This window comes from Clostridium sp. (genome assembly GCF_018372875.1).
GTDB lineage: Bacteria > Bacillota > Clostridia > Clostridiales > Clostridiaceae > Clostridium.
Map to the genome: position 1 here is coordinate 23,432 of NZ_JAHAIF010000013.1, position 25,312 is coordinate 48,743.

27 protein-coding genes are annotated in these 25,312 nt (G+C 29.9%); all 27 read left to right on the top strand.

Features of this window, described 5'->3' with window-relative positions:
- Positions 1-128: 128 nt before the first annotated feature.
- The 27 genes from KIB46_RS06250 to KIB46_RS06380 all read left to right on the top strand — a co-directional run bounded on the left by KIB46_RS06250 (position 129) and on the right by KIB46_RS06380 (position 25,190).
- On the top strand, positions 129-758 hold the full coding sequence (locus KIB46_RS06250) for a C40 family peptidase (protein WP_156561265.1): 630 nt from the start codon (positions 129-131) through the stop codon (positions 756-758).
- A gap of 274 nt (positions 759-1,032) precedes the next feature.
- A complete protein-coding gene (locus KIB46_RS06255) occupies positions 1,033-1,719 on the top strand; it encodes a hypothetical protein (protein ID WP_291671200.1) in 687 nt (228 codons plus the stop codon).
- A 205-nt stretch (positions 1,720-1,924) separates the two neighbouring features.
- On the top strand, positions 1,925-2,491 hold the full coding sequence (locus tag KIB46_RS06260; RefSeq protein ID WP_156561263.1) for a Maf-like protein: 567 nt from the start codon (positions 1,925-1,927) through the stop codon (positions 2,489-2,491).
- A gap of 34 nt (positions 2,492-2,525) precedes the next feature.
- Positions 2,526-3,215, top strand: coding sequence for a DNA repair protein RadC (radC, locus tag KIB46_RS06265; RefSeq protein WP_156561262.1), 690 nt, complete (start codon positions 2,526-2,528; stop codon positions 3,213-3,215).
- Between the two features lie 19 nt (positions 3,216-3,234).
- Complete coding sequence (locus KIB46_RS06270) at positions 3,235-4,248, top strand: rod shape-determining protein (protein ID WP_027096927.1); 1,014 nt, start codon at positions 3,235-3,237, stop codon at positions 4,246-4,248.
- 10 nt (positions 4,249-4,258) lie between these two features.
- Complete coding sequence (gene mreC / locus KIB46_RS06275) at positions 4,259-5,104, top strand: rod shape-determining protein MreC (protein ID WP_156561261.1); 846 nt, start codon at positions 4,259-4,261, stop codon at positions 5,102-5,104.
- A gap of 12 nt (positions 5,105-5,116) precedes the next feature.
- A complete protein-coding gene (mreD, locus tag KIB46_RS06280; protein WP_156561260.1) occupies positions 5,117-5,608 on the top strand; it encodes a rod shape-determining protein MreD in 492 nt (163 codons plus the stop codon).
- Complete coding sequence (locus KIB46_RS06285) at positions 5,605-8,466, top strand: penicillin-binding transpeptidase domain-containing protein (protein ID WP_291671201.1); 2,862 nt, start codon at positions 5,605-5,607, stop codon at positions 8,464-8,466. Before mreD ends, KIB46_RS06285 begins: the two co-directional genes overlap by 4 nt.
- A 221-nt stretch (positions 8,467-8,687) precedes the next feature.
- On the top strand, positions 8,688-9,335 hold the full coding sequence (gene minC, locus KIB46_RS06290; RefSeq protein WP_049178018.1) for a septum site-determining protein MinC: 648 nt from the start codon (positions 8,688-8,690) through the stop codon (positions 9,333-9,335).
- A gap of 19 nt (positions 9,336-9,354) precedes the next feature.
- Positions 9,355-10,152 (top strand): septum site-determining protein MinD, encoded by a 798-nt coding sequence (minD, locus tag KIB46_RS06295; RefSeq protein WP_156561258.1) that lies wholly within the window; start codon positions 9,355-9,357, stop codon positions 10,150-10,152.
- 16 nt (positions 10,153-10,168) lie between these two features.
- On the top strand, positions 10,169-10,438 hold the full coding sequence (gene minE, locus KIB46_RS06300) for a cell division topological specificity factor MinE (RefSeq protein ID WP_027096921.1): 270 nt from the start codon (positions 10,169-10,171) through the stop codon (positions 10,436-10,438).
- 173 nt (positions 10,439-10,611) lie between these two features.
- Entirely contained in the window at positions 10,612-11,748 is a 1,137-nt protein-coding gene (rodA, locus tag KIB46_RS06305) for a rod shape-determining protein RodA (RefSeq protein ID WP_156561300.1), read from the top strand.
- 20 nt (positions 11,749-11,768) lie between these two features.
- Positions 11,769-12,137 carry a methylglyoxal synthase gene (gene mgsA, locus KIB46_RS06310; protein WP_291671202.1) on the top strand — a complete coding sequence of 123 codons (369 nt, stop codon included), beginning with the start codon at positions 11,769-11,771 and terminating at the stop codon, positions 12,135-12,137.
- Positions 12,138-12,287: 150 nt separating this feature from the next.
- The gene (locus KIB46_RS06315; protein ID WP_291671220.1) at positions 12,288-13,436 is read left to right on the top strand and encodes an FtsW/RodA/SpoVE family cell cycle protein; all 1,149 of its coding nucleotides are present in this window, start codon (positions 12,288-12,290) and stop codon (positions 13,434-13,436) included.
- Positions 13,437-13,581: 145 nt separating this feature from the next.
- Positions 13,582-14,352, top strand: coding sequence for a M23 family metallopeptidase (locus KIB46_RS06320; protein ID WP_156561256.1), 771 nt, complete (start codon positions 13,582-13,584; stop codon positions 14,350-14,352).
- Positions 14,353-14,378: 26 nt separating this feature from the next.
- The gene (locus KIB46_RS06325) at positions 14,379-15,236 is read left to right on the top strand and encodes a site-2 protease family protein (protein ID WP_291671203.1); all 858 of its coding nucleotides are present in this window, start codon (positions 14,379-14,381) and stop codon (positions 15,234-15,236) included.
- Between the two features lie 148 nt (positions 15,237-15,384).
- Positions 15,385-15,759, top strand: coding sequence for a GntR family transcriptional regulator (locus KIB46_RS06330; RefSeq protein WP_291671204.1), 375 nt, complete (start codon positions 15,385-15,387; stop codon positions 15,757-15,759).
- Positions 15,760-15,763: 4 nt separating this feature from the next.
- On the top strand, positions 15,764-16,618 hold the full coding sequence (locus KIB46_RS06335; protein ID WP_291671205.1) for an ABC transporter ATP-binding protein: 855 nt from the start codon (positions 15,764-15,766) through the stop codon (positions 16,616-16,618).
- Positions 16,615-17,367 carry a hypothetical protein gene (locus KIB46_RS06340; protein ID WP_291671206.1) on the top strand — a complete coding sequence of 251 codons (753 nt, stop codon included), beginning with the start codon at positions 16,615-16,617 and terminating at the stop codon, positions 17,365-17,367. The genes KIB46_RS06335 and KIB46_RS06340 overlap by 4 nt, the downstream gene beginning before the upstream one ends.
- Positions 17,368-17,426: 59 nt before the next feature.
- Positions 17,427-18,194 carry a hypothetical protein gene (locus KIB46_RS06345; protein WP_291671207.1) on the top strand — a complete coding sequence of 256 codons (768 nt, stop codon included), beginning with the start codon at positions 17,427-17,429 and terminating at the stop codon, positions 18,192-18,194.
- Between the two features lie 7 nt (positions 18,195-18,201).
- Positions 18,202-18,810 (top strand): hypothetical protein, encoded by a 609-nt coding sequence (locus KIB46_RS06350; protein ID WP_156561499.1) that lies wholly within the window; start codon positions 18,202-18,204, stop codon positions 18,808-18,810.
- Positions 18,794-18,976, top strand: coding sequence for a hypothetical protein (locus KIB46_RS06355; RefSeq protein WP_156561498.1), 183 nt, complete (start codon positions 18,794-18,796; stop codon positions 18,974-18,976). The genes KIB46_RS06350 and KIB46_RS06355 overlap by 17 nt, the downstream gene beginning before the upstream one ends.
- Before the next feature lie 316 nt (positions 18,977-19,292).
- Positions 19,293-20,216 carry an aldo/keto reductase gene (locus KIB46_RS06360; RefSeq protein WP_291671208.1) on the top strand — a complete coding sequence of 308 codons (924 nt, stop codon included), beginning with the start codon at positions 19,293-19,295 and terminating at the stop codon, positions 20,214-20,216.
- A gap of 197 nt (positions 20,217-20,413) precedes the next feature.
- Complete coding sequence (locus KIB46_RS06365) at positions 20,414-20,875, top strand: nucleotidyltransferase domain-containing protein (protein ID WP_291671209.1); 462 nt, start codon at positions 20,414-20,416, stop codon at positions 20,873-20,875.
- Between the two features lie 319 nt (positions 20,876-21,194).
- Entirely contained in the window at positions 21,195-23,060 is a 1,866-nt protein-coding gene (locus KIB46_RS06370; RefSeq protein ID WP_291671210.1) for a TIGR03960 family B12-binding radical SAM protein, read from the top strand.
- Positions 23,035-23,739, top strand: a complete 705-nt coding sequence (locus KIB46_RS06375; RefSeq protein WP_156563164.1) for a TIGR03936 family radical SAM-associated protein — start codon at positions 23,035-23,037, stop codon at positions 23,737-23,739. Before KIB46_RS06370 ends, KIB46_RS06375 begins: the two co-directional genes overlap by 26 nt.
- A gap of 14 nt (positions 23,740-23,753) precedes the next feature.
- Entirely contained in the window at positions 23,754-25,190 is a 1,437-nt protein-coding gene (locus tag KIB46_RS06380; protein ID WP_291671211.1) for an Rne/Rng family ribonuclease, read from the top strand.
- Positions 25,191-25,312: the final 122 nt, after the last annotated feature.

Sequence of the window (25,312 nt, forward strand, 5' to 3'; positions counted from 1 at the left end):
TGACTATTTTGGAATAAATTACTATAATTAAAAAAGCAGGGCAAGAAGAACGTCCTATAAATGTGTGTGAAAATGTTTACTAAAACTATTGTGGGAAGTGAAACTTTCTTAAAGGAAGGGGAGTATCTATGATTTCAAAAAGAAAGATACTTACTAAGGCTGTAGCTATTACAGTTGTATGTGCAGCAGTTGCAATGGTAGGTGCAGAAAGTATAAGTGCAGATACAAGTGCAAAGACAAAACAGGGTGTAGTACTTAAGACAAGTGAACTTAAGGTTAATAAAGTAATTGTGTCACCTAAAAAGGTTGAAGAACCAAATACCGTACAATCTTCAAGATCATCAAACACAACAGGTAAGAAAAATACTAATTCTTCTATAAACAGAGGAGTGAACAAGTCATCAAGCCAAGTAGCAAATTATGCTTGTAATTTCCTAGGAAGACCATATGTATATGGTGCAAATGGACCAAATGCATTCGATTGTTCTGGTTTTACAAGTTATGTATATAGACATTTTGGGGTGAGTTTACCACGTACAGCTAAATCACAATTTAGTGCAGGAAGTGCAGTGTCAAGAGATAATTTAGCGCCTGGAGACTTAGTATTCTTTAATACAGTAGGATACTTAGGTCATGTTGGTTTATACATTGGTGGTGGTGATTTTATACATGCTGCATCAAGTGGTATGGTAAAAATAAGCTCTCTTAGTGAGGGGTACTACAGAACAAGATATGCAGGAGCAAGAAGAGTATTTTAATTTTAGTTTTTAGTGTATGAATATATAAGGTCTCTACTTAAATTTATTTAAGTAGAGATTTTTTTTGTCTAGGAAAATATAAAATCAAGGATAATAATTTTATATTTTCCATACCTTTAGTGGGAGTGGAGTTGATATTTGTTTTGATGTAACTTTGAGCGCAGCGACGGAACAAGAAAAATAAATATCAACTCCACCTTTTTTGTGCTTAAATTACGAATATTTCTCCTTTTTAATTAATATACATAATATTAAAGAAGTAAGGGGGGAGAATATGAGATACACAAGATACGACTATAAGAAGAAAAGTGGAGGAGGTTTCTTTTTATGGATTCTATTAATTATTATTTTAGCAGTAGCTATAGGAATTACTATCTTCAAGATGTTTTTTAGTGATGGGGAAATAAGTAATTCACTGAAAGTACCTAATAAAAGTCAGAAAGAAGAAAGTATTAATACAGATGAGAATAGTGGCGTATTTAAAGTAATCCAATGTGGATTGTTTTCTAAAGAGGAAAACGCCAATAGCGCCTTAACAACGTTACCTTCTTCTATGACTGGATTTGTAATTCAGGAGGAAGGTAAGTTCAAAGTTATGGCTGGTATATATAGTGATGAAGAATGTGCAAAAAAAACAGAAGAGTTAACTAAAGCATCAATTAATAACTTTACTATTAAGTGTTCTATACCAAAGGACTCTTCAGAAAAAAAGATAGAGGCACAAATAATAGAGGGATACTTGCAGATAATAAATAAGTTTGAAGAAAGTGACGTGAAATCAGTAAAAACGGTTGATTTTAAAAAGTGGACAGAAGAAACAGCAGCAAATATTAAAAGTCCTAGTGAAGAAGTTCAAGATTTGGTGAAAGTTATTAAAGAGTTACCTGATGAATATACTCAAAAGGATGTTAAAGCATCTAAGGATTTCTTATACAAATTGCTCATAAAATATCGAGTATAGTAAAATCTTAAGAATAAATTAAAATGCATTAGAATTAAATGAACATACTTGTTTATAAGTATATATAATGATAAACTATATTAGGTGTAGTAATGCTTACAACCATTTGCTACACCTAAGCTTTTATAAAAAATACAAAAAAATATGTCTATAAAATGATAAAAATGGCAATACTATTTGATAGTATACTTTAGGAGTGAGAAAATTGAAGATAGTATTAGCTTCAGCTTCTGAAAGAAGACAAGAATTATTATCTAGATTAGTTGAAGAATTTAAAGTTGTTGTAAGTAATTTTGATGAAAATACGGTTGTTTTTAAAGGAAATGTAAAAGAGTATGTAGAAAATATAGCTTTAGGTAAAGCTATAGATGTACAAAAAAGTATACATGAAGACGTAATTATAATAGCAGCAGATACAATCGTAACTTTAGATAATAAAATTTTAGGTAAGCCTAAAGATGGGACAGAGGCTTTTAGTATGCTTAAAGATTTAAGCGGAAGAACACATAATGTTTATTCTGGAATTGTATTAATAAATACAAAGACAGGGGAAATTATGAAAGATTCCTTATGTACTGAAGTAAGATTTTCAAAGCTTAAGGATGAAGAGATAATTAAATACATAGAGAGCAAAGAACCATTGGATAAAGCAGGAGCATATGGGATTCAAGGTAAGGGTGGCATTTTTGTAGAAGAAATTAAAGGGTGTTACTATAATGTTGTAGGGCTTCCTTTAAATAAGCTTAAAAGTATGATGGATAAAATAATATAAGGGGTGGGGAATCTAATTTAAGAGGAGTATGTAAATGGACAATAATCTTAAGATTTTAGATTTACCATTAAGTGAGAGACCTTTAGAGAAATTACTTTCTTTAGGGGCAGAAAGTTTAAATAATTCAGAGTTATTAGCAATAATATTAAGATGTGGTATTAAAGGAGAAAATGTTCTTTCTTTAAGTCAACGAATATTATGTGAATTACAAGGCTTAGACGGTATTATGAATGCATCATACGATGAAATAACTTCAATAACAGGAATAAAAAAAGTTAAGGCATCGCAGATTTTAGCAGTAGCTGAACTTTTTAAAAGATTTAATACTCTGAAGAGTAATAGAATTGAAATTGGAATATCAAATCCCAAGGATATATCTAGATTACTTATGAATGAAATGAGTTGTTTAAATCAGGAAGTTTTAAAATTAGTAGTATTAAATACTAAGAATAAAATTATAAGAGTAAAGGATGTATTTAAAGGAAGTTTAAACACATCAATAGTACATCCAAGAGAAATTTATTCAGAAGCTATAAGATGTGGTGGAGCTTCAATTATAATATGTCATAATCATCCTTCTGGAGATTCTACTCCTAGCAAGGAAGATATTAACATAACTGCAAGAATAAAAGAATGTGGTAAAATAATAGGAATAGAGCTATTAGATCATATTATTATTGGAAATAATGAATATACAAGTTTAAAAGAAAAAGGAATTATATAGCTGAAAGGGGAAAAATACAATGGGATTTTTTGGAACAAGTAAAGACATGGGAATAGATTTAGGTACTGCGAATACTCTTGTTTTTGTAAAAGGAAAGGGAGTAGTTTTAAGAGAGCCTTCAGTTGTTGCTATAAATAATTTAACAAAGAAACCTTTAGCAGTAGGTGCTGAAGCTAAACTTATGATTGGTAGAACACCAGGAAACATAGTAGCAATAAGACCTTTAAAGGATGGAGTTATAGCTGACTTTGATGTTGCTCACACTATGATTAAATCATTAATTGAAAAGGCTGCTAGTAAGAGCGGTTTTAAAGCACCTAGAATTATAGTATGTTATCCATCAGGAGTAACAGAAGTAGAGAAGAGAGCTATTGAAGAAGCAACAAAGCTTGCAGGAGCAAGAGATGTTATCTTAATGGAAGAGCCAATGGCAGCAGCTATAGGAGCAGGACTTCCAGTAAGTGAACCAACAGGAAGTATGATAGTAGATATTGGTGGAGGAACCACTGAAGTGGCTATTATATCACTTGGGGGTATTGTAACTAGCAAGTCACTAAGAGTTGCTGGAGACGAATTAGATCAAGCAGTTATAGCTTATATTAAGAAAGAGTATAACCTTATGATAGGTGAAAGAACTGCAGAGCAAGTAAAGATGGAAATTGGATCTGCTTATAAAGTAGAAGATGAAGATAGAATAATTGAAATTAAGGGAAGAGATTTAATAACAGGTCTTCCAAAGATTATTGAAGTTTCAGAGTCTCAAATAAGAGAAGCTCTTAAGGAACCTGTATATGCAATAATTGAGTCTATTAAGACAACATTAGAAAAGACTCCACCAGAACTTGCAGCTGATATTATGGAAAAAGGAATAATGCTTGCAGGTGGAGGAGCTTTATTAAAGGGATTAGATGTGTTAATTGGAAAAGAAACAAATATGCCTGTTCATATAGCGGAATCACCTCTTGACTGCGTAGTTCTAGGGGCAGGAAAAGCTCTAGAGGATTTCGACAAAATAAGTAGAGAAGAAAGATAGAGCATAATATATGAAGCTTCTTAAGAACAAACTGACAGTAACTATTATAGTGCTGTCAGTTGCATTTTTAGGGTTAATTACTTTTACTGTTAGTAGAGAGAATAAAGGATTAGAAAGTGGAGCAGGCAGCACTTTAAATCCAGTTCAAAAAGTTGCATATGGTTTTAATAGAGGTGTAAAAGATTTTGTTGATTTCTTTTTGAATTTTTCAGATGTTAGAGATGAAAATAAAGAATTAAAGAAAGAAAATGATAAGCTTAAGGCCGAAATAGATGAGTATTCTAAATTAAAAGAAGAAAATGAAAGACTTCAAAAGGTCTTAAATTTTAAAGATGAAAAGAATAATTATGATTACATAGGTACGAACATAATAGGAATTAGTGGCGATAGTATACTAAATGGATATATTGTCGATAGAGGAAAAGACGATGGAATAGAAAAAGGGATGGTAGTAATTTCAGCGGATGGACTTGTGGGACAAGTTTCCTCGGTAGGGAATAATTGGGCTATAGTGCAATGTATAGTAAATGAAAATGTAAAGGTTGCTGTTATGGTGGATAGCACTAGAGAAAACACAGGAATACTACAAGGATATAAAGATTATTTTAATAATAATTTAGCTAAAGTTCTTAATCTTCCTATGGATTCAGAAGTAAAAGAAGGGGATATTATAGTTACTTCGGGATTAGGAGGATATTATCCAAAAGAAATTAAAATTGGTGAAGTAGTTTCTGTTGAGGAAGATAGGGTTAAAGTAATGAAGAGTGCTATAGTAAAACCTTATGTTGACTTTAATAAGATAGAGGAATTATTTATAGTGGCTCCAAAAGATAAAAGAGAAATAAAGTATGACTAAGAGGTGTGAGATATGAAGAGATTTATAATAGTATTAATATCAATATTATTATTGATATTAGATAATTCATTGTCACCCTTTATAGCTATAAAAGGCATATATCCAAGTCTCTTGTTTATCTTTGCAATAGCCTATTCTATAATTAATGGGAAAAATGAAGCAGTATTTATAGGAGTAGTAAGTGGATTATTACAAGATATATTCTTTTTTAATGGATTTGGAATTAATGCGCTAGTCAATATGTTATGTTGTCTTTTTGCAGGGGTAGTTGGTGAAGGGATATGGAGAAATAAGAAGCTTATTCCTGTAGGAACTATGTTTGTAGCTACTTCATTAAGAGTGTTTGGAATCTTTATTATAATGTATTTATTAAGAATTAAAGTAGATGTGTTAAGAGGTATTTTTGCTGGACTTTACAATTCTATAATTATGTTTTTTGCTTATCCTTTATTTTATAAGTTTTTATATAATGATGAGGAAAAAACAAAGTGGAGGTTTAAATGATAGTTAATAAGCCGAATAAGAAAAAACAATTATCAAGATATTCTGTCTTACTAATAATTATGGGAATTATATTTACAGTGATGACAGTAAAACTCCTTTATATTCAAGTATATAAACATGATGATTATAAGGAAAAAGCTGATACAACATCAACAAAATTTGTATCAGAAAAGGCACCAAGAGGAATTATATACGACCAAGATGGCAATATTTTAGCTACAAATAAGCAAACTTATTCAATAAGCTATACATCTACAGATTTATCCAATAAACAATTCTTTACTACTATGGATGAAGTGTTTAAGATTCTTAAAGATAATGGGAAGACCTTTGAAGATACTCTTATATTAAAGTTGGATGATAAAAATCAGTGGTATCTAGAATATAAAAATAGTGATGATGATTTAATTAGAATAGAGGATTTAAGATTTAAGAAGGATAGAAATTTTGATGCGGAAGTACAGAAAAAATTATATCCTGATGTTGATGAGCTTAGTGATGAACAAAAAGCTAAAATAGATGAGGAGTTACTTAAAATTACACCTCAACAAATCTATTATAAACTTGTTAAGGATTACGGATTGATTAGTTTAATATATCCAAACCCTACAAAAGAAGAGCAACAGATGATTAAAAACATGTCTGGAGAAGAAATTGCAAAAGTTGTATCAGAAAAATATACTCTTACACAACAAAGAGATTATATTGTAATAAAAGATGCATTAAAAATGAGAAGTTATAGTGGCTATAAGTCTGTAACAATTGCAAGCAATATAGAAAAAGATATATATTTCAATATTATGCAAAGACTTAATGACTTACCAGGTATTGATGTTGTTCAAGAACCAATTAGATATTACCCATATAAAACTACTGCATCATCAGTATTAGGATATTTATCTTCTATAGATACATCTCAAAAAGAAAATTATGAGCTAAGAGGGTACGATGCATCTTCAGATCTTATTGGTATTTCTGGAATAGAAGCAGCCTTTGAAGAACAATTAAAAGGTGTAAAAGGTGGGACTACAGTAAAAGTAAACTCTACAGGTAGAGTAACTGAAGAGTTATTTAAGTTAGAATCTTACCCAGGAAATAATGTGCATTTAACAATTGATAAAGATGTTCAATATGCTGCAGAGCAAGCCTTAAAAGATAAGATGGAAGAGATAAAAGCGAAGAATAATGGTGAGTTTAATACAGCTAATAGAGGAGCTGTAGTAGCAGTTGAGGTGAAAACTGGAAGAATACTAGCATCTGTATCATATCCAGATTTTGATCCTAATTTATTTGCTATACCAGGACAGCTTACTACTGAGGAGTATAAAAAATATTTCAATCCAGATCTTGAGGAGTTTGGAAAAGAACTAATAAAAACTAAAAACTTAAAGGATGTTACAGTAGATGATTTGTTTCCAGACTATGGTGATGGTAAAGGAAGAAGAGATATATATGATTTATATCCTAGATCTTTCTTTAACTATGCTACACAAGGTTTATTACCACCAGGATCTATTTTTAAGCCTTTAACTGCAGTTGCTGGTTTAGAAGAAGGTGTTGTAAATCCAGATACAATTATCTATGATAAAGGAAAGTTTACTGAGCATTCAGATGTATATGGAAATTTCCAACCAGAGTGTTTAATATATACTACTAAGCATCAAACTCATGGAGCTGTAGATGTAGGTAAAGCACTAGAAGTTTCATGTAACTACTATTTCTATGAAATTGCTTATAGATTATACCAAAAAGCAGGTGGTGGTGTTAATGCTATGGATACCATTGCAAAATATGCATGGAAGTTTGGTCTTGGATATGATGTTAATAGTCAAACTGAGAGAGGAACTGGTATAGAAATAGAAGAAAGAGTTGGGCAAGTTTATAGTTTTGATGCATATAAAGAAAGTGCAATCTATTATGCTAAGTTTGATTTGGCAGCTGCTTTAGAAAGTGGTTCATATGAGAATATGTATACTTTTATTCCTTTTGATTATTCATATAGAGATGAAGATAGCGAAAAAGTTTATAATGCTAAAAAGAGTTTAAAAGATAAAGTAGAAGCTGCATTTTGGAAGTTAGGTACTGATGAAGAAATAACTAGCAATGAAGAACTTGCAAAAACTTTAGTAAGTGATATAAAAACTATAATGAATAATTCAGAGCTATATAAGAAAAATGTAGAGGAATATAAAGCAAAAGGTAAAGCTTATAATGAATCAGCTCAAGCAAATACTATAGCAGAAATTATTGCTAGATTTATAATAAATGATAGAGGTACTGTTATAAAATCTCCAGCTCAAGAAGTAAATTCATCTATAGGTCAAGGTATGAATAACTTTACACCTATGGAGCTTGCTGGATATATTGCCACTTTAGCTAATGGTGGAACAAGATATAAACTTCATTTTGTTGATAAAATAACAACACCTGAAGGTAAAGTTGTTCAAGAGTTTCCATCAGAGGTAGTAGAAAAGATAGATATGAAACAATCTACTATTGATGCAATTAGAGATGGTATGAGAAGAGCGAATAACGAAGATGGAGGAACAGCTGCTGCAGCATTTAGAGGATTCCCAATAGAAACAGGTGGTAAAACAGGTACAGCTGATTTTAGGGAAAATCAATCTGATGTAGGAAGAGCACCCTATGCAACTTATGTCAGCTTTGCGCCATTAAATGATCCTGAAATAGCATTTGTTGGTGTTATTTATGATGGAGGACATGGTTATTATACTGCGTCAGTAGCTCGTGCTGTTTATGAGGCATATTTTAAAGATAGATTACCAGAAGGATATACTTCTGAAAGTTATCAAAAATATGTAATAGGAGCTCCAGCGGACAATAAGGCAAGTAATTAAAACTTTATACTTTCCTAGAAAGTAAAAATATTAAAAGGAGAAATCGAGTTGTGATTTCTCCTTTTTTTGTAATTAAATATTACCAGTTTCAGCAATTTTATGATAATGTCTACAAAATCATAATATTTAATGATATAATAAAATAGATTTCTTATAATAAGAAGGAATGTAATATTTTTTGTTGAATTATATAAGTGCTAGTAATTGGTGGAGGGTAGCCAATGGGAAATGATAGAATAATTATAAAAGGAAATAAAGAAGGATTAAATGCAATAATAAATATAGATAAGTTTGGCAACTTTGAAGAGATGTTAGATGCATTAATAGAAAAGCTTTCAAAAGGAAAGAAATTCTATAAAGGATCAACTTTATGCATAACAACAAAGCTTTCCTCTTTAACAGAAAAAGATGTAGAAAGTTTAAAGGTTGTTTTGTTTGAAGAGATTGGTATAAAAGATATAGTGTTTGAAGATAAGGATGTAAAGGATAAAGAATCGGAATCAAAAATATTCAATGGAGTTTACGAAGGAAGAACTAAGTTCATTAGAAAGACTGTAAGAGGTGGACAATGTGTTGACTTTCAAGGAAACATTGTAATTGTTGGTGATGTAAATAGTGGGGCTGAAGTATATGCAGGGGGTAATATAATTGTTCTTGGTAGCATAAAAGGAAATGTGTATGCAGGAGTTGGAGGAAATAGAAAAGCTATTATAGCAGCTTTTGCACTTCAACCTGAAATCTTAAAAATAGGAGATATAATAACAATTTCTCCAGATGATTTTGAAAAGCCTAAATATCCAGAAGTGGCAAAAGTAAAAGATGATGCCATAATTGTTGAACCGTATTTAACTAATAAGTATATATATTAAAGTGTGGAGGGATTCGTAAATGGGAGTATCGATAGTAATAACATCAGGAAAAGGTGGAGTTGGAAAAACAACAACAACAGCTAACCTAGGTACAGCATTAGCTGCATTAGGAAATAAAGTAGTAGTCGTTGATGGTGATACAGGATTAAGAAATTTAGATGTGTTAATGGGATTAGAGAATAGAATAGTTTATACAATTGTTGATGCTATAGAGGGAAGATGTAGATTAAAACAAGCTTTAATTAAAGATAAGAGATTCCAAAATCTATTTTTACTTCCAACAGCACAAACAAAGGACAAGGATGATATAAGTCCACAACAAATGTTAAAGTTAGTTAATGAATTAAAGAAGGATTTTGATTATATTCTTATAGATTCACCAGCAGGAATTGAGCAAGGTTTTGAAAATGCTGTAATTGGAGCCGATAGAGCAATAGTTGTAGTAAATCCAGAAATTACTTCAGTAAGAGATGCTGATAGAGTAATTGGTAAGCTTGATGCAAAGGGATTAGAAGATCATGGAGTAATAGTAAACAGACTAAATTATGAAATGACTAGAAGAGGAGATATGCTGGATGTTTCAGATATAATTGAAACTCTATCAGTAAAGCTTGTTGGGGTTGTTCCAGATGACAAGAATATTACTGTGTCAACTAACAAGGGGGAACCAATTGTTTTAGAGGAGAAAGCTTATGCAGGTGAAGCCTTTAGAAATATAGCAAAGAGAATTACAGGGGAAGATGTTCCTATAATGGATTTACAAGAAAATTCGTCAGGGTTCTTTGGATCTTTAAAGAAGTTATTTGGACGTAAATAAAGGAGGGACTGAGAATATGGGACTTTTTGATGGCTTTTCAGCAAAAATTAAACCCAAAGAGGTTGCAAAAGATAGACTAAGGTTAATACTTATTCATGATAGAGGAGATATTCCTGGAGAAACCTTAGATAAAATGAGAGATGAAATATTAGAAGTATTATCTAAATATATAGAAATCCAATCAGATGACGTAGAAATTTCTGTTACTAAGAGTGAGTGTATTGAAGGAGATGCACCTTCGTCTTTAGTAGCCAATATTCCTATTAAAGCTGTAAGAGGAAGATAGAAGAATTTCGAGCTTTGCTCGAAGTTCTTCTTATTTTTGGTAGAAAAAAATTAATATTTTCTTATATTTTGTCATATTATATTTATTCTATAGAGAAAAAGGCAATAATAATATATAATTATGTGTGTAATCTCTGAAAGTATGGAGGTGTAACATTGGAGAGAAGAGATAGAATTTTAAGTAGATATAAATTAGATTTTAAGCTTATTAGAGAGATAGATAAGGGACTGCTATTTTCAGCTATAGCACTTATGCTGTATGGAATGTTTAACATATACTTATGTACAAAGGGGGATGCAGCACCATTCTTTTTTGTAAAGAAACAATTTATGTGGTTTATCATATCTATGGTTGCTTTATATTTCTTAGTGGCAGTAGATTATTCTGTTATCTATAGATATGTACCTATTTTTTATTGGGGTTCAGTTATTTTGCTATTATGTGTATGGATTCCGGGCATTGGGGTTAAGGTTAATGGAGCTAGAGGGTGGATTAATATAGGAATATCTAATCTTCAGCCTGCAGAATTGGCCAAGTTTGGTATTATATTAATGGTAGCCAAACTCTTAGAGGAAATGGACTATGAGGTTAATAACTTAAGAAATATAATTAAGATAGGTATTTACTGTATGATACCAGTAAGCTTAATTCTTATTCAACCAGATATGGGAATGACAATGGTTTGTTTCTTTATAGTTTTAGGTATGTTATTTATTGCTGGGTTAGATAGACGTATAATAATAGGTGGATTCTCTGCATTACTTATTGGAGTAGTTGTTTTATGGAATTCAGGATTAATATTACCTCACCAAAAGGCAAGAATAACAGCTTTTATGAATCCAGAAACAGATACATCAGCTCAAGGATATCAGTTAAATCAATCTTTAATTGGTATTGGATCAGGAGGAGTGGTAGGAACAAGACCATCCTTAGATCCAGAGGTTTCTCCAGGGTATGCAGGTACTCATGTTCCAGAAATTCAAACAGACTTTATATTTGCAGCTATAGGAGAACAATGGGGATTTTTAGGAGCCATGCTTTTATTGTTACTGTATGGAATACTAATTACTAAAATGATTAACATAGCAAGAAAAGCAAAGGATAGATTTGCGTCATTAGTTTGTATTGGACTAGTATCCTATTTCTTATTTGCCATAACTCAAAATATAGGTATGACAATAGGACTTATTCCTATAACAGGTATTACATTACCACTTATAAGTTATGGAGGAAGTTCTTTGCTTACAACAACAATGGCTGTAGGACTAGTTCTAAATATAGGTATGAGAAAGAAAAAGATACATTTTTAAGAATTTAGGGGGATGAGATTATGAGAGTGGCATTAATTGCTCATGATAAGAAAAAGGAAGAAATAATTCACTTTGCAAAGAAGCATAAGGATATTTTAAAAAATCATGAACTTGTAGCAACGGGAACTACAGGATTAAAAATTAATGAAGCTACAGGATTAGAAGTTCATAGATATTTATCAGGACCATATGGTGGTGACCAGCAAATAGGTGGAAGTTTAGCTGAAGGAGGCATAGATTTAGTAATCTTTTTAAGAGATCCTTTAACAGCTCAGCCACATGAACCAGATGTTTCAGCATTAATTAGAATCTGTGATGTTCATAAGGTACCAGTTGCAACCAATATAGGAACAGCAGAAATTTTAATAAATGAGTTATCAAAAAGATAGTTAAAAGAGAAATTGCTTAGCAATTTCTCTTTTTTTGCTATAAATTAAATAATTATTACGGTTTAGGTAAAATGTGGATATAAAATCTCTTTAAATATATAATTAAGTTAGTAAAATCAGGGAGATGAGAAAATGCTGAATACTAATAGAATTATACAAAGATATAAATTAGACAGTAGATTTGTTAAAGAGATTGACAAGGGTATATTAATATCAATGTTATTATTAATAATGTTTGGGATACTAAATATATATTTATGCACTAAGGGAGAAGTTTTTCCTATACTCGGACCGTTTTATTTCGCTAAAAGACAAATTATATGGTTTTTAATTTCTATGGTAGCTCTTTACATAATATTAACTGTAGATTATAGAGTTATTTATAATTATATTCCTATAATTTTCTGGGGATCAGTAATATTATTACTAATGGTATGGATACCTAAGGTGGGGGTTGAAGTTAATGGAGCAAGAGGATGGATAGATTTAAAAATTTGCCTGTTTCAACCATCTGAAATAGCTAAGTATGGAATTATATTGATGGTAGCCAAGCTGTTAAATGAGATGGATTATAAGATTAATGATATAAGAAATTTACTTAGATTAGGATTTTATATAGCTATTCCAGTATTCTTTATATTGTTACAAAGAGATATGGGAATGACAATGGTATGTTTTTTTATAGTGCTTGGAATGTTTTTTATAGCAGGTTTAGATAAAAGAGTTATAATTGGAGGCTTATCAGTTTTAGCTATAGGAATTGTATTTGTTTGGTACTCAGGACTACTTGGAGGATATAGAGCTGATAGAATAAATTCCTTCTTAAATCCAGAAGAATATGCAGATGATTTATCATATCAGTATACTCAAGGGGTTATAGGGATTGGAGCAGGGGGATTAACTGGAATTAATAAATCCTTTGATCCTGATATTGATCCAGGTTATGCAGGAACTAATGTACCAGAAATACAAACAGATTTTATATTTTCAGCCATAGCAGAGCAATGGGGCTTTATTGGAGGTGTATTTGTTTTGCTTTTATATGGAGTGTTAATTACAAAGATGATAGTAATTTCAAGAAATTGTGGAGATAGATTTGCATCTATAGTTTGTATTGGAGTTATATCTTATTTTATGTTTGCAGTTACACAAAATATAGGTATGACTATAGGGCTTTTGCCTATAACAGGTATAACATTGCCTTTAATAAGTTATGGTGGTAGCTCTTTATTAACTACTGTAATTGGTGTAGCAATGGTTTTAAATATTTCTATGAGAAAGAAAAAGATACTTTTTTAAAAGGGAAATTGCCTAAGCAATTTCTTTTTTTTGTTATTAAAAGTTACTCAACTTTTTCCTAAAAAGTTTGGTTAAATTATGACATAGGAATATTAACCATATAGTGAAAATATAATTTATTAGTAAAACTACTAGGAGGAAAGAGATGGGAGAGTACAAGTCGCAATACGAGAAATACTATAAAAACTTAAGGAATAAGGTACCTGGTAAAACACCTAAACCAGCCTCTTCTTATGATTATTTAGGAAGAGGAAAAAGTGGTAATAATAGAACAGAAAATAGGTTTGTAAAAAAGTTTATTTTTCAACTTGTTGGAGCCTTAATCCTTTTAGTGATTTTTATGGGAATAAAGTTAATTCCTATAGAAGGTGCAAAAGAAGCGTATATTGTAACTAGGGAAGCTTTAGATAAGAATTTTGATGTTGAAGAAGCAATAATGGCCATGAATATACCTGGGGTAGAGGATTATAAAGAAAACATTTTAGACTATATAGATAACTTTAAGAGTTTTGTAACAGGTGATAAAACTCTTAAAGAAGATATAAAGGATAACTATGTAATACCAGTAGTAGGTACAGTATCTCATTTATCAGGTGAAAATGTAGGAATTATAATACAGACAGATAGTGAAATGGATGTTATTGCAAGCTTTGATGGAAAGATAAGAGAAATTAAGGAAGATGGAGATGAAAAACATATAATAGTTGACCATGGAAATGGTATAGAGACATACTATGGATTAATTTCTACAGTTGATGTTAAGGAAGGAGATAAGGTAGAAAAGGGACAGTCAATAGGTAAAACAGGGGTGTTAGACTCTGAAGGAACTAAAGGAATAGTATATAAGATAAGTTATATGGGGGTTGAAAAAGATCCAGTGGAAATGATGGATTTTTCATCCTTAAAGAGCGTTTAGTTGTTAGCAATCCTTAGGAGTTTTAAATGGACAGAAAAAGAAAGATGCTAATATTAGAATTTATATTCTTATTAGTAATTTGTACTTTAAATAAGCAAATGTTGGTGGGTTTTATATGGGTTATACTGCATGAGGCAGTTCATATCTTAGTAGCAAATAAATTTGGACTAAGATTAAATAGTTTTAAAATTCATATAACAGGGGCAGGAACAGAGATAGATGATATCGATGATTTATCAGAAAATAGAAAACTGATTTTATATGTTTCTGGACCCCTGTTTAACTTTGTTTCAGCAATGGTATTATTATTTTTAAAGAGTGAATATGGATTAAATGTTGAAAGTAGCATATGGATAAATCTTGGCTTACTATTCTTTAACATGTTGCCAGCGTATCCTTTAGATGGTGTAAGAATATATGAGATACTTTTAAGTAAGAAAATCTTATATAAAAAAGCAAAGAAACTTTTAGTAAGAGCTAGTTTTATGGTAGCTGCATTTATTATGATAGGTTTCTTATTAACAATATACATACATAAGGTCAATATTAGTTTGCTTTTAGCATCAGTTTTATTAACATATACAACCTTCTTAGAGAATGAAAAAACTATTTATATAATTATGGGAAGTATAGTAAGAAAGAGTAGAAGGTTAATTAGTGATGGATATATAGAGAATAAAAGTATTTCTGTCTATTACAAGAGAGATTTAATTAAGGTTTTAAGCCTAGTAGATAGGAATAAGTTTAATTCTTTTTTTGTTTTAGATGATGATATGAGACTTTTAGGAATAATTTATGAAGACGAACTTATAAAGACCTTGAAGGAAAGTGGTAACATGACCCTTGAGGAACTATTAGTAAGTAAAAAGAATAAGAAAGATTAGAAGGAGAAATTGCTTTGCAATTTCTCTTTTTTAATTGTTATAGCAATATTATATTAATTTAAATTAAAAATAATTGAAGTGTTGACAAAAAATAACTGTAGAGTGTATAGTGTGAATATATAGTATACACACCTAAGGAGGTGTATGAGTGAAAATAATTTTAGATTATACAAGTGATTTGCCTATGTATGAACAAGTAGTAAGGGGAATAAAGAATTTAATTATAGATGGTAGTCTAAAGGAAAATGACTTACTGCCTTCTGTTAGGAAGCTGTCTCAGGAACTTAATGTTAGTACTATTACTATAAAAAGGGCTTATTTAGAATTAGAGAAGGCTGGAATAACATATTCTGTTTCAGGGGTGGGTACCTTTGTGAGAGTTAAGGATAATGAAGAATTAATTAATGAAAATAAAGAAAAGTTATTTTGTGAACTTGATGATATAGTAGGTAAATTATTAGATGGTAAGTGTACAAAAGAAGAGATAGTTAAAAGGGTTAATAAGATTTTGAGGGGGAATTAAAATTATGGAAAATTTATTAGAGATTAAGGATTTAAGTATTAAGTTTAAGGACTTTTCTTTGAAAAATGTATCATTTTGTGTTCCAAGAGGAACAGTTTTAGGATTTATAGGGCAAAATGGTGCAGGAAAAACTACTACATTAAAGCTTATTCTAAACAGTTATAAAAGGGCTTCAGGGGAAATAAGAGTTCTAGGAAAAGATAATATTAAAGATGAGATTTTTGTAAAGAATAATATAGGTTATGTACCAGCAGAAAGTTATCTTATAGAGAATAAAACAATTGAAGAACATGAAGAAACTTTTGAATTTTTCTATGATAAATGGGATCACAAGCTTTATATGGAGTATATAAAGAAGTTTGGTATAGATATGAATAAAAGGTGTGGAGATTTATCTACTGGCATGAAGACAAAAGCTATGTTAGCTTTAGCATTAGCACATGACCCACAAATCTTAGTTTTAGATGAGCCAACATCAGGGTTAGATCCAGTAGCAAGGCTAGAATTCCTTGATATGCTTAGAGAGTTTGTAGGAGATGGGAAGAAATCTGTTATTTTATCAACTCACATTACCTCTGATTTAGATAAGGTAGCAGACTATATAGTATTAATTCATGAAGGAAGAATTTTAGAATTTGATTCTATGGATAATATCCAAGAAAGTTTTGCTGTAGTTAAGGGGGATTTATCTGAGATTATTGGCTATGAAGATGACTTTATAGGTATAAAAAAGTGGGATGATTCCTTTGAAGGGTTAATTAAAAGAGAAAAATTAGTAGGAGAATTAAAGAATTTAAGAACTATAGTTCCTAATATAGAAAATTTATTATCGTTTCATATTTGGGGTAATAAGAAATGAAGAGAAGATTTAAGAGAATAGCCTTAATGATGGATTTTATAACTGATGGAAATAAGAATATTGTATCCTTTGTTTGTTTATTTATAGTATGCCTTTTGGGAATGATATTTTTTGATATGCAGTTTGATTCAATTGCTTATGATATTCAGCATCAATTCATTATAAATAATAGTTTTATATTAAATAATTTACTTCGTGTGTATTCACCATTTGCTGGTGTTCTTGTATCAATTATACAATGCTCTCTACCTACACAAAAAAACAATAATAAGTTATCAAAAATATTTGAAATTCTTCCTGCTAAAAAAGGAGAAATATTTCTTGAAAGAGTTATTAATTTATTATTGGTTTCAATATCAATTTTTGTATTATATTTTAGCTTATATGCTATTAATATAAATGACTTTTATGGAATTGGTATAAGAGGAATGTTATGTATAATTATGATTTTAATATTGATATATCTAACTTTTATAAATATAACTAGATTCTTTAGAAATGAGAAGGCATATAAAAGAGTAAAAATAATTGGTTTTATATTGTTACTTTTAATTTATTTAATTCCAGCATTATTTACTTTAATTAATTATGAAGATGAAATTAATAATATAGTAAATATAATTCATGGAAGTAGTTTTGTTCAAGCCTTAGGTGATAAGAGCGTTGGTATTATTGTAGGGGCAGTATTATTTAGTATTTATTTTATCTTTAACTATTGGTATGTAAAAAGACAGGTATATAAGGACTAAATTTCATAAAAAGATTACCTAATAAGGTGAGTAATAATATTTGATTTGGAGGGGGCAAAGTGAAGGATAGAATTAAGAGAGTGTTATATACTATGAATTTATCTATGGATGGTAAGGGGCGAACAAGTATTAATTTATATCTAATACTTTATTTAATTTTAAGTATTGTAAGTATGAAAGTTATTAAATATACTTTGAATAATATTTATGATTTTTCATTATTTTCAAAAATATATGAAGAAAATTTCAATGTTTTAGTTGAGGCTTTAGATATTATTTCTTTAATATCTATTAGTGTTTCCTTTGTAGTATTCTGGGTTTTGCCAAAGCAAAAGTATGAGTATCAAATAACTAAAATGAGTACATTTCTACCTATAAATAAAGAAGAGTTGGTAATAAGTAGGTTTTTAAGCTTTGGATATGCATTTTTATTATTATTAATTCCTTATATAGGTATGTTTAATGTTAAGATTGAAAATTCCTTAATTATAGAAGTAAGGGGAGTAATAGCAGTTTTTATAATAATGGCACTGTTATTTTTTACAGTAAAAAATATTACTAGATTTTTAAAGAGAGGTATAGGGGAAAAGTTAGTAAATATATTAGGACTTATTTTAATGCTAGCCCCTTCTTTTATTCCATTAATAATATTCGAAATTACAGGTGATGAAAGTATTTTTTATATTTTTAACTCATCCTTTAATAATAGATTTATTAAAAGCCTTGGGGGAAGTGAAAGTGGGCTATGGTTAGGATTAGCAATCATTAGCTTAATATTTATATTTAATTATTTATATGTAAAAAGACAGGTATATAAAAAGGGGTGAATAAATAGTGAGTTTATTAAAAATATACATTGCATTAGCAAAGAAAGGTTTTCTACCTAGTTCATTGCTTGGAATAATGGGATTTGCACTAGTGTTATTTATAAATAATCCTGGGTTAGAATTAGTTGTAGTAATGTTTCCGTTAGTAATTTCACTTTTAATTACAGAAAAAGAATATAATTTATTATTTACCCTTCCTATGAAAACACAGGATATTTTAAAACTTAAATATATAAATTCATATGTTCAGGTAATATTAGGATTTATTTTAGGGGGAGTGGGATTAGCATTTAAGGGAGAACTTGAACTAGGATATTTTATATATAAATTATCAGTTGTAATAATAGAATTAAATATTTTATTGTTTTTAAATTCAGATAGGGGCTTGAGAAATAATAAAGAAGATGGAGCATTATTAATTCCAGCATTAATGGTAATGATAGCTATAGTATTTTATTACTTAGGAATAGAAAGTGATAAATTCAATATATTAGATAAGTTAATAATGTATAGTGTAGGTATAGTAATAGCTGTCTTTAGTTGCTTTAATTCATATAAAAAATCTAATGCTATAGTTTATGGTGAGGGGGAAATAAACTATGAGGAAGTATCTTAGTTTAGATTACTACAAGGGAATAAGTGGGGATTTAAGAGCAAGTATAGTAACTAATATAGGAAAATTATTTATATGCATTTGTATAGTTTTTATAGGGATGAGGAGTTTAGAACCTTGGGGAAATGAATATATTATTCAATTTAATATTAGTGGAGTTTTACTTTGAAAGCCTAGGTAAAGATTAGTGAAAAAGCTGTTTCAATAATAATGAGAGTGATTATATTTGTTGGAATAATATTGGGGGTTAATGGAGGCGGTGATGGGATAAATTTAATATCATATAACTTAATATCTATGAAGGTATTTCAATTTTTAGGGGGCTATTCTGTAGGGGCAATACTTATACCTATAGTTTTAATTTTATTTTGTTATATAAATTATATATACATTATTAGAAAGAACAGAATTTAGTTGATTTAATTATATATATGGTGGTAATCTATAAAAAGAAAACATTTTCAAGGGTGATGGAGGTTGTATAAATGAAGCAAATAAAAATAGCTAATACAGATATGGAAGTATCACAAGTATCTTTAGGGTGTATGAGAATCGCAAGCCTTACTAACAATGAGGTTGAAACATTAGTAAAGACTGCATTAGATGAAGGAATAAATTATTTTGATCATGCTGATATATATGGAAAAGGGAAGTCTGAAGAGATTTTTTCAGAAGCTATAGGAATGAATACTACTTTAAGGGAAAAGATGTTTATTCAATCAAAGTGTGGTATAAATCAAAAGGATGGAAACTACGATTTTTCTAAGGAATATATTTTAGAGTCTGTAGATGGAATTTTAAAAAGACTAAAAACTGATTATTTGGATGCTCTCCTACTTCATAGACCAGATGCTTTAGTAGAGCCAGAAGAAGTAGCAGAGGCATTTAATATATTAAAGAACTCTGGAAAAGTAAGACATTTTGGGGTTTCTAACCACAATTCACTTCAAATAGAATTATTACAAAAGTACTTAGATCAAAAGATTGTATTTAACCAACTTCAATTAAGTGTTACTAACTCAGGAATGATTAGAACAGGGTTAAATGTAAATATGGAAAATGAAGCTGGAATAAATAGAGATGGGAGTGTTCTTGATTATTGTAGATTAAATGATATTACAATACAAACATGGTCACCATTCCAATATGGATTCTTTGAGGGAGTTTTCTTAAATAATGATAAGTTCCCAGAATTAAATAAGACTATTGATGAAATTGCATCTAGATATGGGGTTTCAAATACAACAATAGCTATGGCTTGGATTTTAAGACATCCAGCTAAGATGCAAGGTATAGCAGGTACTACAAATGTAGAAAGATTAAAGGAAATTTGTAAAGCATCTGATATAGTTCTTACAAGGAAAGAATGGTATGATATATTTAAGGCAGCAGGAAATACACTTCCTTAGGTAAGAAGGTAAGAGGTAGAGATAGTAAGAAATTTAATAATATTAATAATTAGAGAGATTGCCGTTCAATCTCTCTTTTTTTGAATGACTTGAATAATCGTGGTAGGTTATTATGCAGTATATTCTTAATCTTAATGTCTGCATTAAAGTAATCATATAGGGTATAATTAATTATTATATATGGTAGGTGGAGGATAATGAAGTTAATTGAACATTATGTACAAGTAATAAAAGATATTACTGATACATTTCCAAAGGAGGTTATTCATTGCTATCTGTTTGGCTCAGTAGCTAAAAAGTGTATAAATGAAAATAGTGATATAGATTTATGCATTATATTAAATGATAGAAATGATAAGTTAGAGGAAGAAATAATAAAAAAAGCCTGCGAGTTAAAAAGAACTCATGATACATTTAAGTTGTGTAGATATTGTAGAGAATACAATGAAATGTTTAAAGATTTTGATGAGGGATGTTCGTTTATAGACAAGTTTTATATTGGAGCAAGATGTTCTCAAGAGGATGAATTAATTGCTTTAGATAGTGATGTTGAAAGAATAGTTAAGTTTGTTAATGATGTATATAACAAAGTTGAACCGTTGGTAAGGGAAGAGAATGATGGTGTGCAAGAGAATTTATTCGATAAGATAGTAAGATAGAGAGATTGTAATGCAGTTTCTTAGTATAATATTAATAATAAAGATAAGAATAGATTCTGCTTAGGCAGAATTTTTTGTTTGGATTTAGGTCCATATTTATATATTTATTTCTTTTTATATTTAAAGCAATATTTAAATATTTATTTTTATATTTTAAATTTTATAGAAATTAAATTTAAAATTTGCTTTAAAGAACTTCGTAATCTTTCTTATCTTAATTACAATCTGTCTTATTTTTCTTTTTGAAAGCCACTAAGCTTTGTGATAGAATTAGAAGATATGAAATAAATTAAGTAAATAAACTTAGGAGGATCTATTAATGAATAAAATAACAGATCACATTCTATGTAAAGTAGAAAAGCCTGCTAGATATGTAGGTGGAGAATTAAATGAAATAATTAAAAATCCAGAAGAAGTAGATATTAGATTTGCATTCTGTTTCCCAGATGTTTATGAAGTGGGAATGTCTCACTTAGGAACAAGAATACTATATCATACTATAAATGAAAGAAAAGATACATACTGTGAAAGAGTATTTGCTCCATGGCCAGATATGGAAGAGCAATTAAGAAAGAATAATATATCTCTATGCACATTAGAAACTAAAACTCCATTAAAAGAGTTTGATATATTAGGTTTCACTCTTCAATATGAGATGAGTTATACAAACATATTAAATATGCTTGATATGTCTGGAATAACTATAAGAGCAGAAGAAAGAGGAGAAGATGAACCTTTAGTTATGGCAGGGGGACCTTGTGCCTACAACCCAGAGCCATTAGTTGGAATAGTTGATTTCTTTGAAATTGGTGAAGGGGAAGAAATGATGGATGATGTACTTGAGGTTTATGCCAAGTACAAGAAAGGAAAGTGGGACAAAAAGGCTTTCCTAAGAGAGATATCAAAGATTGGAGGTATATATGTACCTTCACTATATGATGTAGAATACAATGAAGATGGAACAATAAAGAGTTTTAAGCCAAAGTATGATGATGTTCCAGCAGTTGTTAAAAAGAGAATAATAAATAACTTTGATAGAGTATCATTCCCAGAGAATATGATAGTACCTTATACAGAAATTGTTCATGATAGAATAGTTCTTGAAACCTTCAGAGGTTGTACAAATGGATGTAGATTCTGTCAAGCTGGTATGATTTATAGACCAGTTAGAGAAAAGTCAAAAGAAACTTTAGTAAAGCAAGCTAGAAATATGCTTAAGAGTACAGGTTATCAAGAAGTTTCACTTTCTTCATTAAGTACATGTGACTACTCTGATATTGAAGGACTTATCCATGATTTAATGGAGGAACATGAAAAGGATAAGGTTGCAATTGCTCTACCTTCTATTAGAGTTGATGCATTCTCAGTAGATTTAATTAAGGAAATCCAAAAGGTTAAGAAGACAGGATTAACTTTTGCTCCTGAAGCAGGATCTCAAAGAATGAGAGACATAATTAACAAGGGGTTAACTGAAGAAAGAATTTTAGAAGCTACTAGAAACGCTTTTGAATCAGGATGGAACAAGATTAAGCTTTACTTCATAATTGGGTTACCATATGAAACATTAGAAGATTGTGCTGGTATTGGTGATTTAGCAGGAAAGATGGCTGATGAATATTTTGCACTTCCAAAGAGTGTTAGAGCTAAAGGACTTAGTATTACAGTAAGTACTTCTATATTAGTTCCAAAGCCATTTACACCATTCCAATGGGCACCAATGGCTAGATTAGAAGAAGTAGATGAAAAGATAAATGCAGTTAAAGGTTCAATAAAATCAAGAAGCATTCACTATAACTACCATGAGCAAAAGACTTCATATATGGAAGCTGTATTTGCAAGAGGAGATAGAAGACTTAGTGAAGTATTAATTAAAGCCTTTGAAAAGGGTGCTAAGTTTGATGGATGGTCTGAATACTTCAGCTTTGATATATGGAAAGAAGCATTAGCAGAATGCAATGTTGATGGAGATTTCTTTGCTTATAGAGAAAGAGAATATGATGAAATACTTCCTTGGGACTTTATAGATATTGGAGTTACAAGAAAGTATCTTGAAAGAGAAAATGAAAAGGCTAAAAAAGCAGAGCTTACTCAAAACTGTAGAAAAGGATGTACAGGATGTGGAGTAAATGTAAACTTCAAAGAAGGAGAGTGTTTTGAGGGTGCGATACTTAATAAAGTATACTAAAGAAAGTAATATAAAGTTTATTTCTCACTTAGACTTAATGAGAACAATACAAAAGGTTGTAAGAAGAGCTGAATTACCAGTTAAATATTCACAAGGATTTAACCCACATATGGCTTTATCCATAGCTCAACCTTTAGGAGTTGGAGTATATTCAAGTGGTGAATATATGGATTTAATCTTAGTTGAAGAGATGGATGTACAAGAAATTATAGATAGATTAAATGAAAAATCAGCTTCAGGAATTAAGTTTGTTACAGCAACTCAAATTCCACCAACTGAGCCAAATGAGAAGAAGATGCCACAAGCTATGGCTATGATAGATGCTTGTAGATATACTATAAAAATAAATTATACAAGTGTTGAAGGTCTTGAAGATGAAGTTAAGGCTTTAGTTGAAAAGAATGAATGGATTACTTTAAAGAAGAGTAAAAAGGCTGAAAAAGAAGTTAATATTAAGGAATTCATCTATGAATTTAAATTCTGGGTTAAGGATGAAGCTTTAGTTATAAATACTGTAGTTAAGTCAGGAAGTAGAGAACATTTATCAGCAGATTTATTAGCTAAATACATTAAAGAACATACTTCTAATGTTGATGAAGATGCTTTTGTAGATATAAAGAGAGAAGAAATGTATTTTGAAAAGGGTAATAAGTTAGTACCACTATATAACTGTGTATAGGAAGTGTTAATTATATGAAAGAGATATTTATAGAAAGAAGAGAGAATATCCTAAGAATTGCTATTAGGCAAAATGGCAAGTTACAAGAGTGTATTGTAGAAGAGGAAAATGGTGAGCCAGTAATAGGTGAAATCTATAAGGGAAGAGTGAAAAATATAGTTCCTGCAACTAACTCAATATTTGTAGATTTAGGATTAAATAAGGAAGGGTATCTTTACTATAGTAATGAACTTAAAGCTAGAGGCATTAAGAAGGGTGAAGAAATCATAGTTGAAATTCTAAAGGAGCCTATTAATGATAAGGGAGCTAAAATAAGTGCAAAGTTTGGTATTCCATCAAAGTATTTAGTACTTGAAAGTAATGGATACGGAATAGAGTTCTCTAAAAGATTCAAGGATGAGGTTAAAAAAGAGCTTATCCTTGCTGAATTAGAGGAAATAGAAAATGGAAAGCTTATAGTTAGAACAGAAGCAGCTAATGTTAGTATTGAAGAACTTAAGCATGAAAGAAAAGTACTTCTTAATGAGTATGAGGATATACAAAGAAAAGCTAAGTATTCTTCTAATTTAGGTAAGCTTTATGGAGAAAATCTTTCTTTAATCAAGGTACTAAGAGATAAAATTTCTGTAGATCCTGTTAAAGTTATATTAGATAATAAAGAGGATTATGAATTTGCAAAGAATTATCTTAAAGATGATGAAAGTGCAAAAATTATATTATATACAGATAATAGAGCCTTATTTGATGCATATGAGATTGAAAAAGAATTATTAAAGCTTAGACATAATAAAGTTGTACTTCCTTGTGGTGGATCAATTGTTATTGATAAAACTGAAGCTATGTATGTTATTGATGTTAATACTGGCAAAAATATTAAGGAAAGAAACTTTGAGAAGACTATATTAGAAACTAATGTGGAAGCAGCTAAAGAGATTGGGAGACAAATATTACTTAGAAATTTAAGTGGAATAATAGTAATAGACTTTATAGATTTAAGAGATAAAGCTCATAAATCTATAGTTATGAGAGAGCTTAAAGAAGCACTTAAAGATGATGGTGGAAATGTAAAAATATTCCCATTTACTGAATTAAACTTAGTACAAATTGCCCGTAAGAGAATAGGTAAAAGCGTATATGAGTATATGGAAGAACCATGTCTTTTATGTAAAGGAAGTGGAAGATTATTAAAGCTATCATATCTTGAAGGATTAATTAGAAATGAGATTCTTAGATTTCATAGTGAAAATGGAATTAATGATTTCTTTATAGAGGTTAACAAAACTTATGAGGATATGATAAAAGGAGATATGCTATCTTTCTTAAAAGAAATAGATGGATTAGATAAGGGTATATATTTAAACTATATTGATGAAGTTGAAGGATATACTTTAGAACCATTAATATTTAAGAACCAGAAAGCTAACGTAAGTAAGTATCTTATTAAGAACTAGCAGAATTGAGAAGAAACTGCCGCAAGGTGGTTTCTTTTATATTCTTTAGGAAATTATATCTATTATTAAATTGTCTATAACTTCAACATTTAGATGTTACTAGAGATTATTTACGCCTAAAA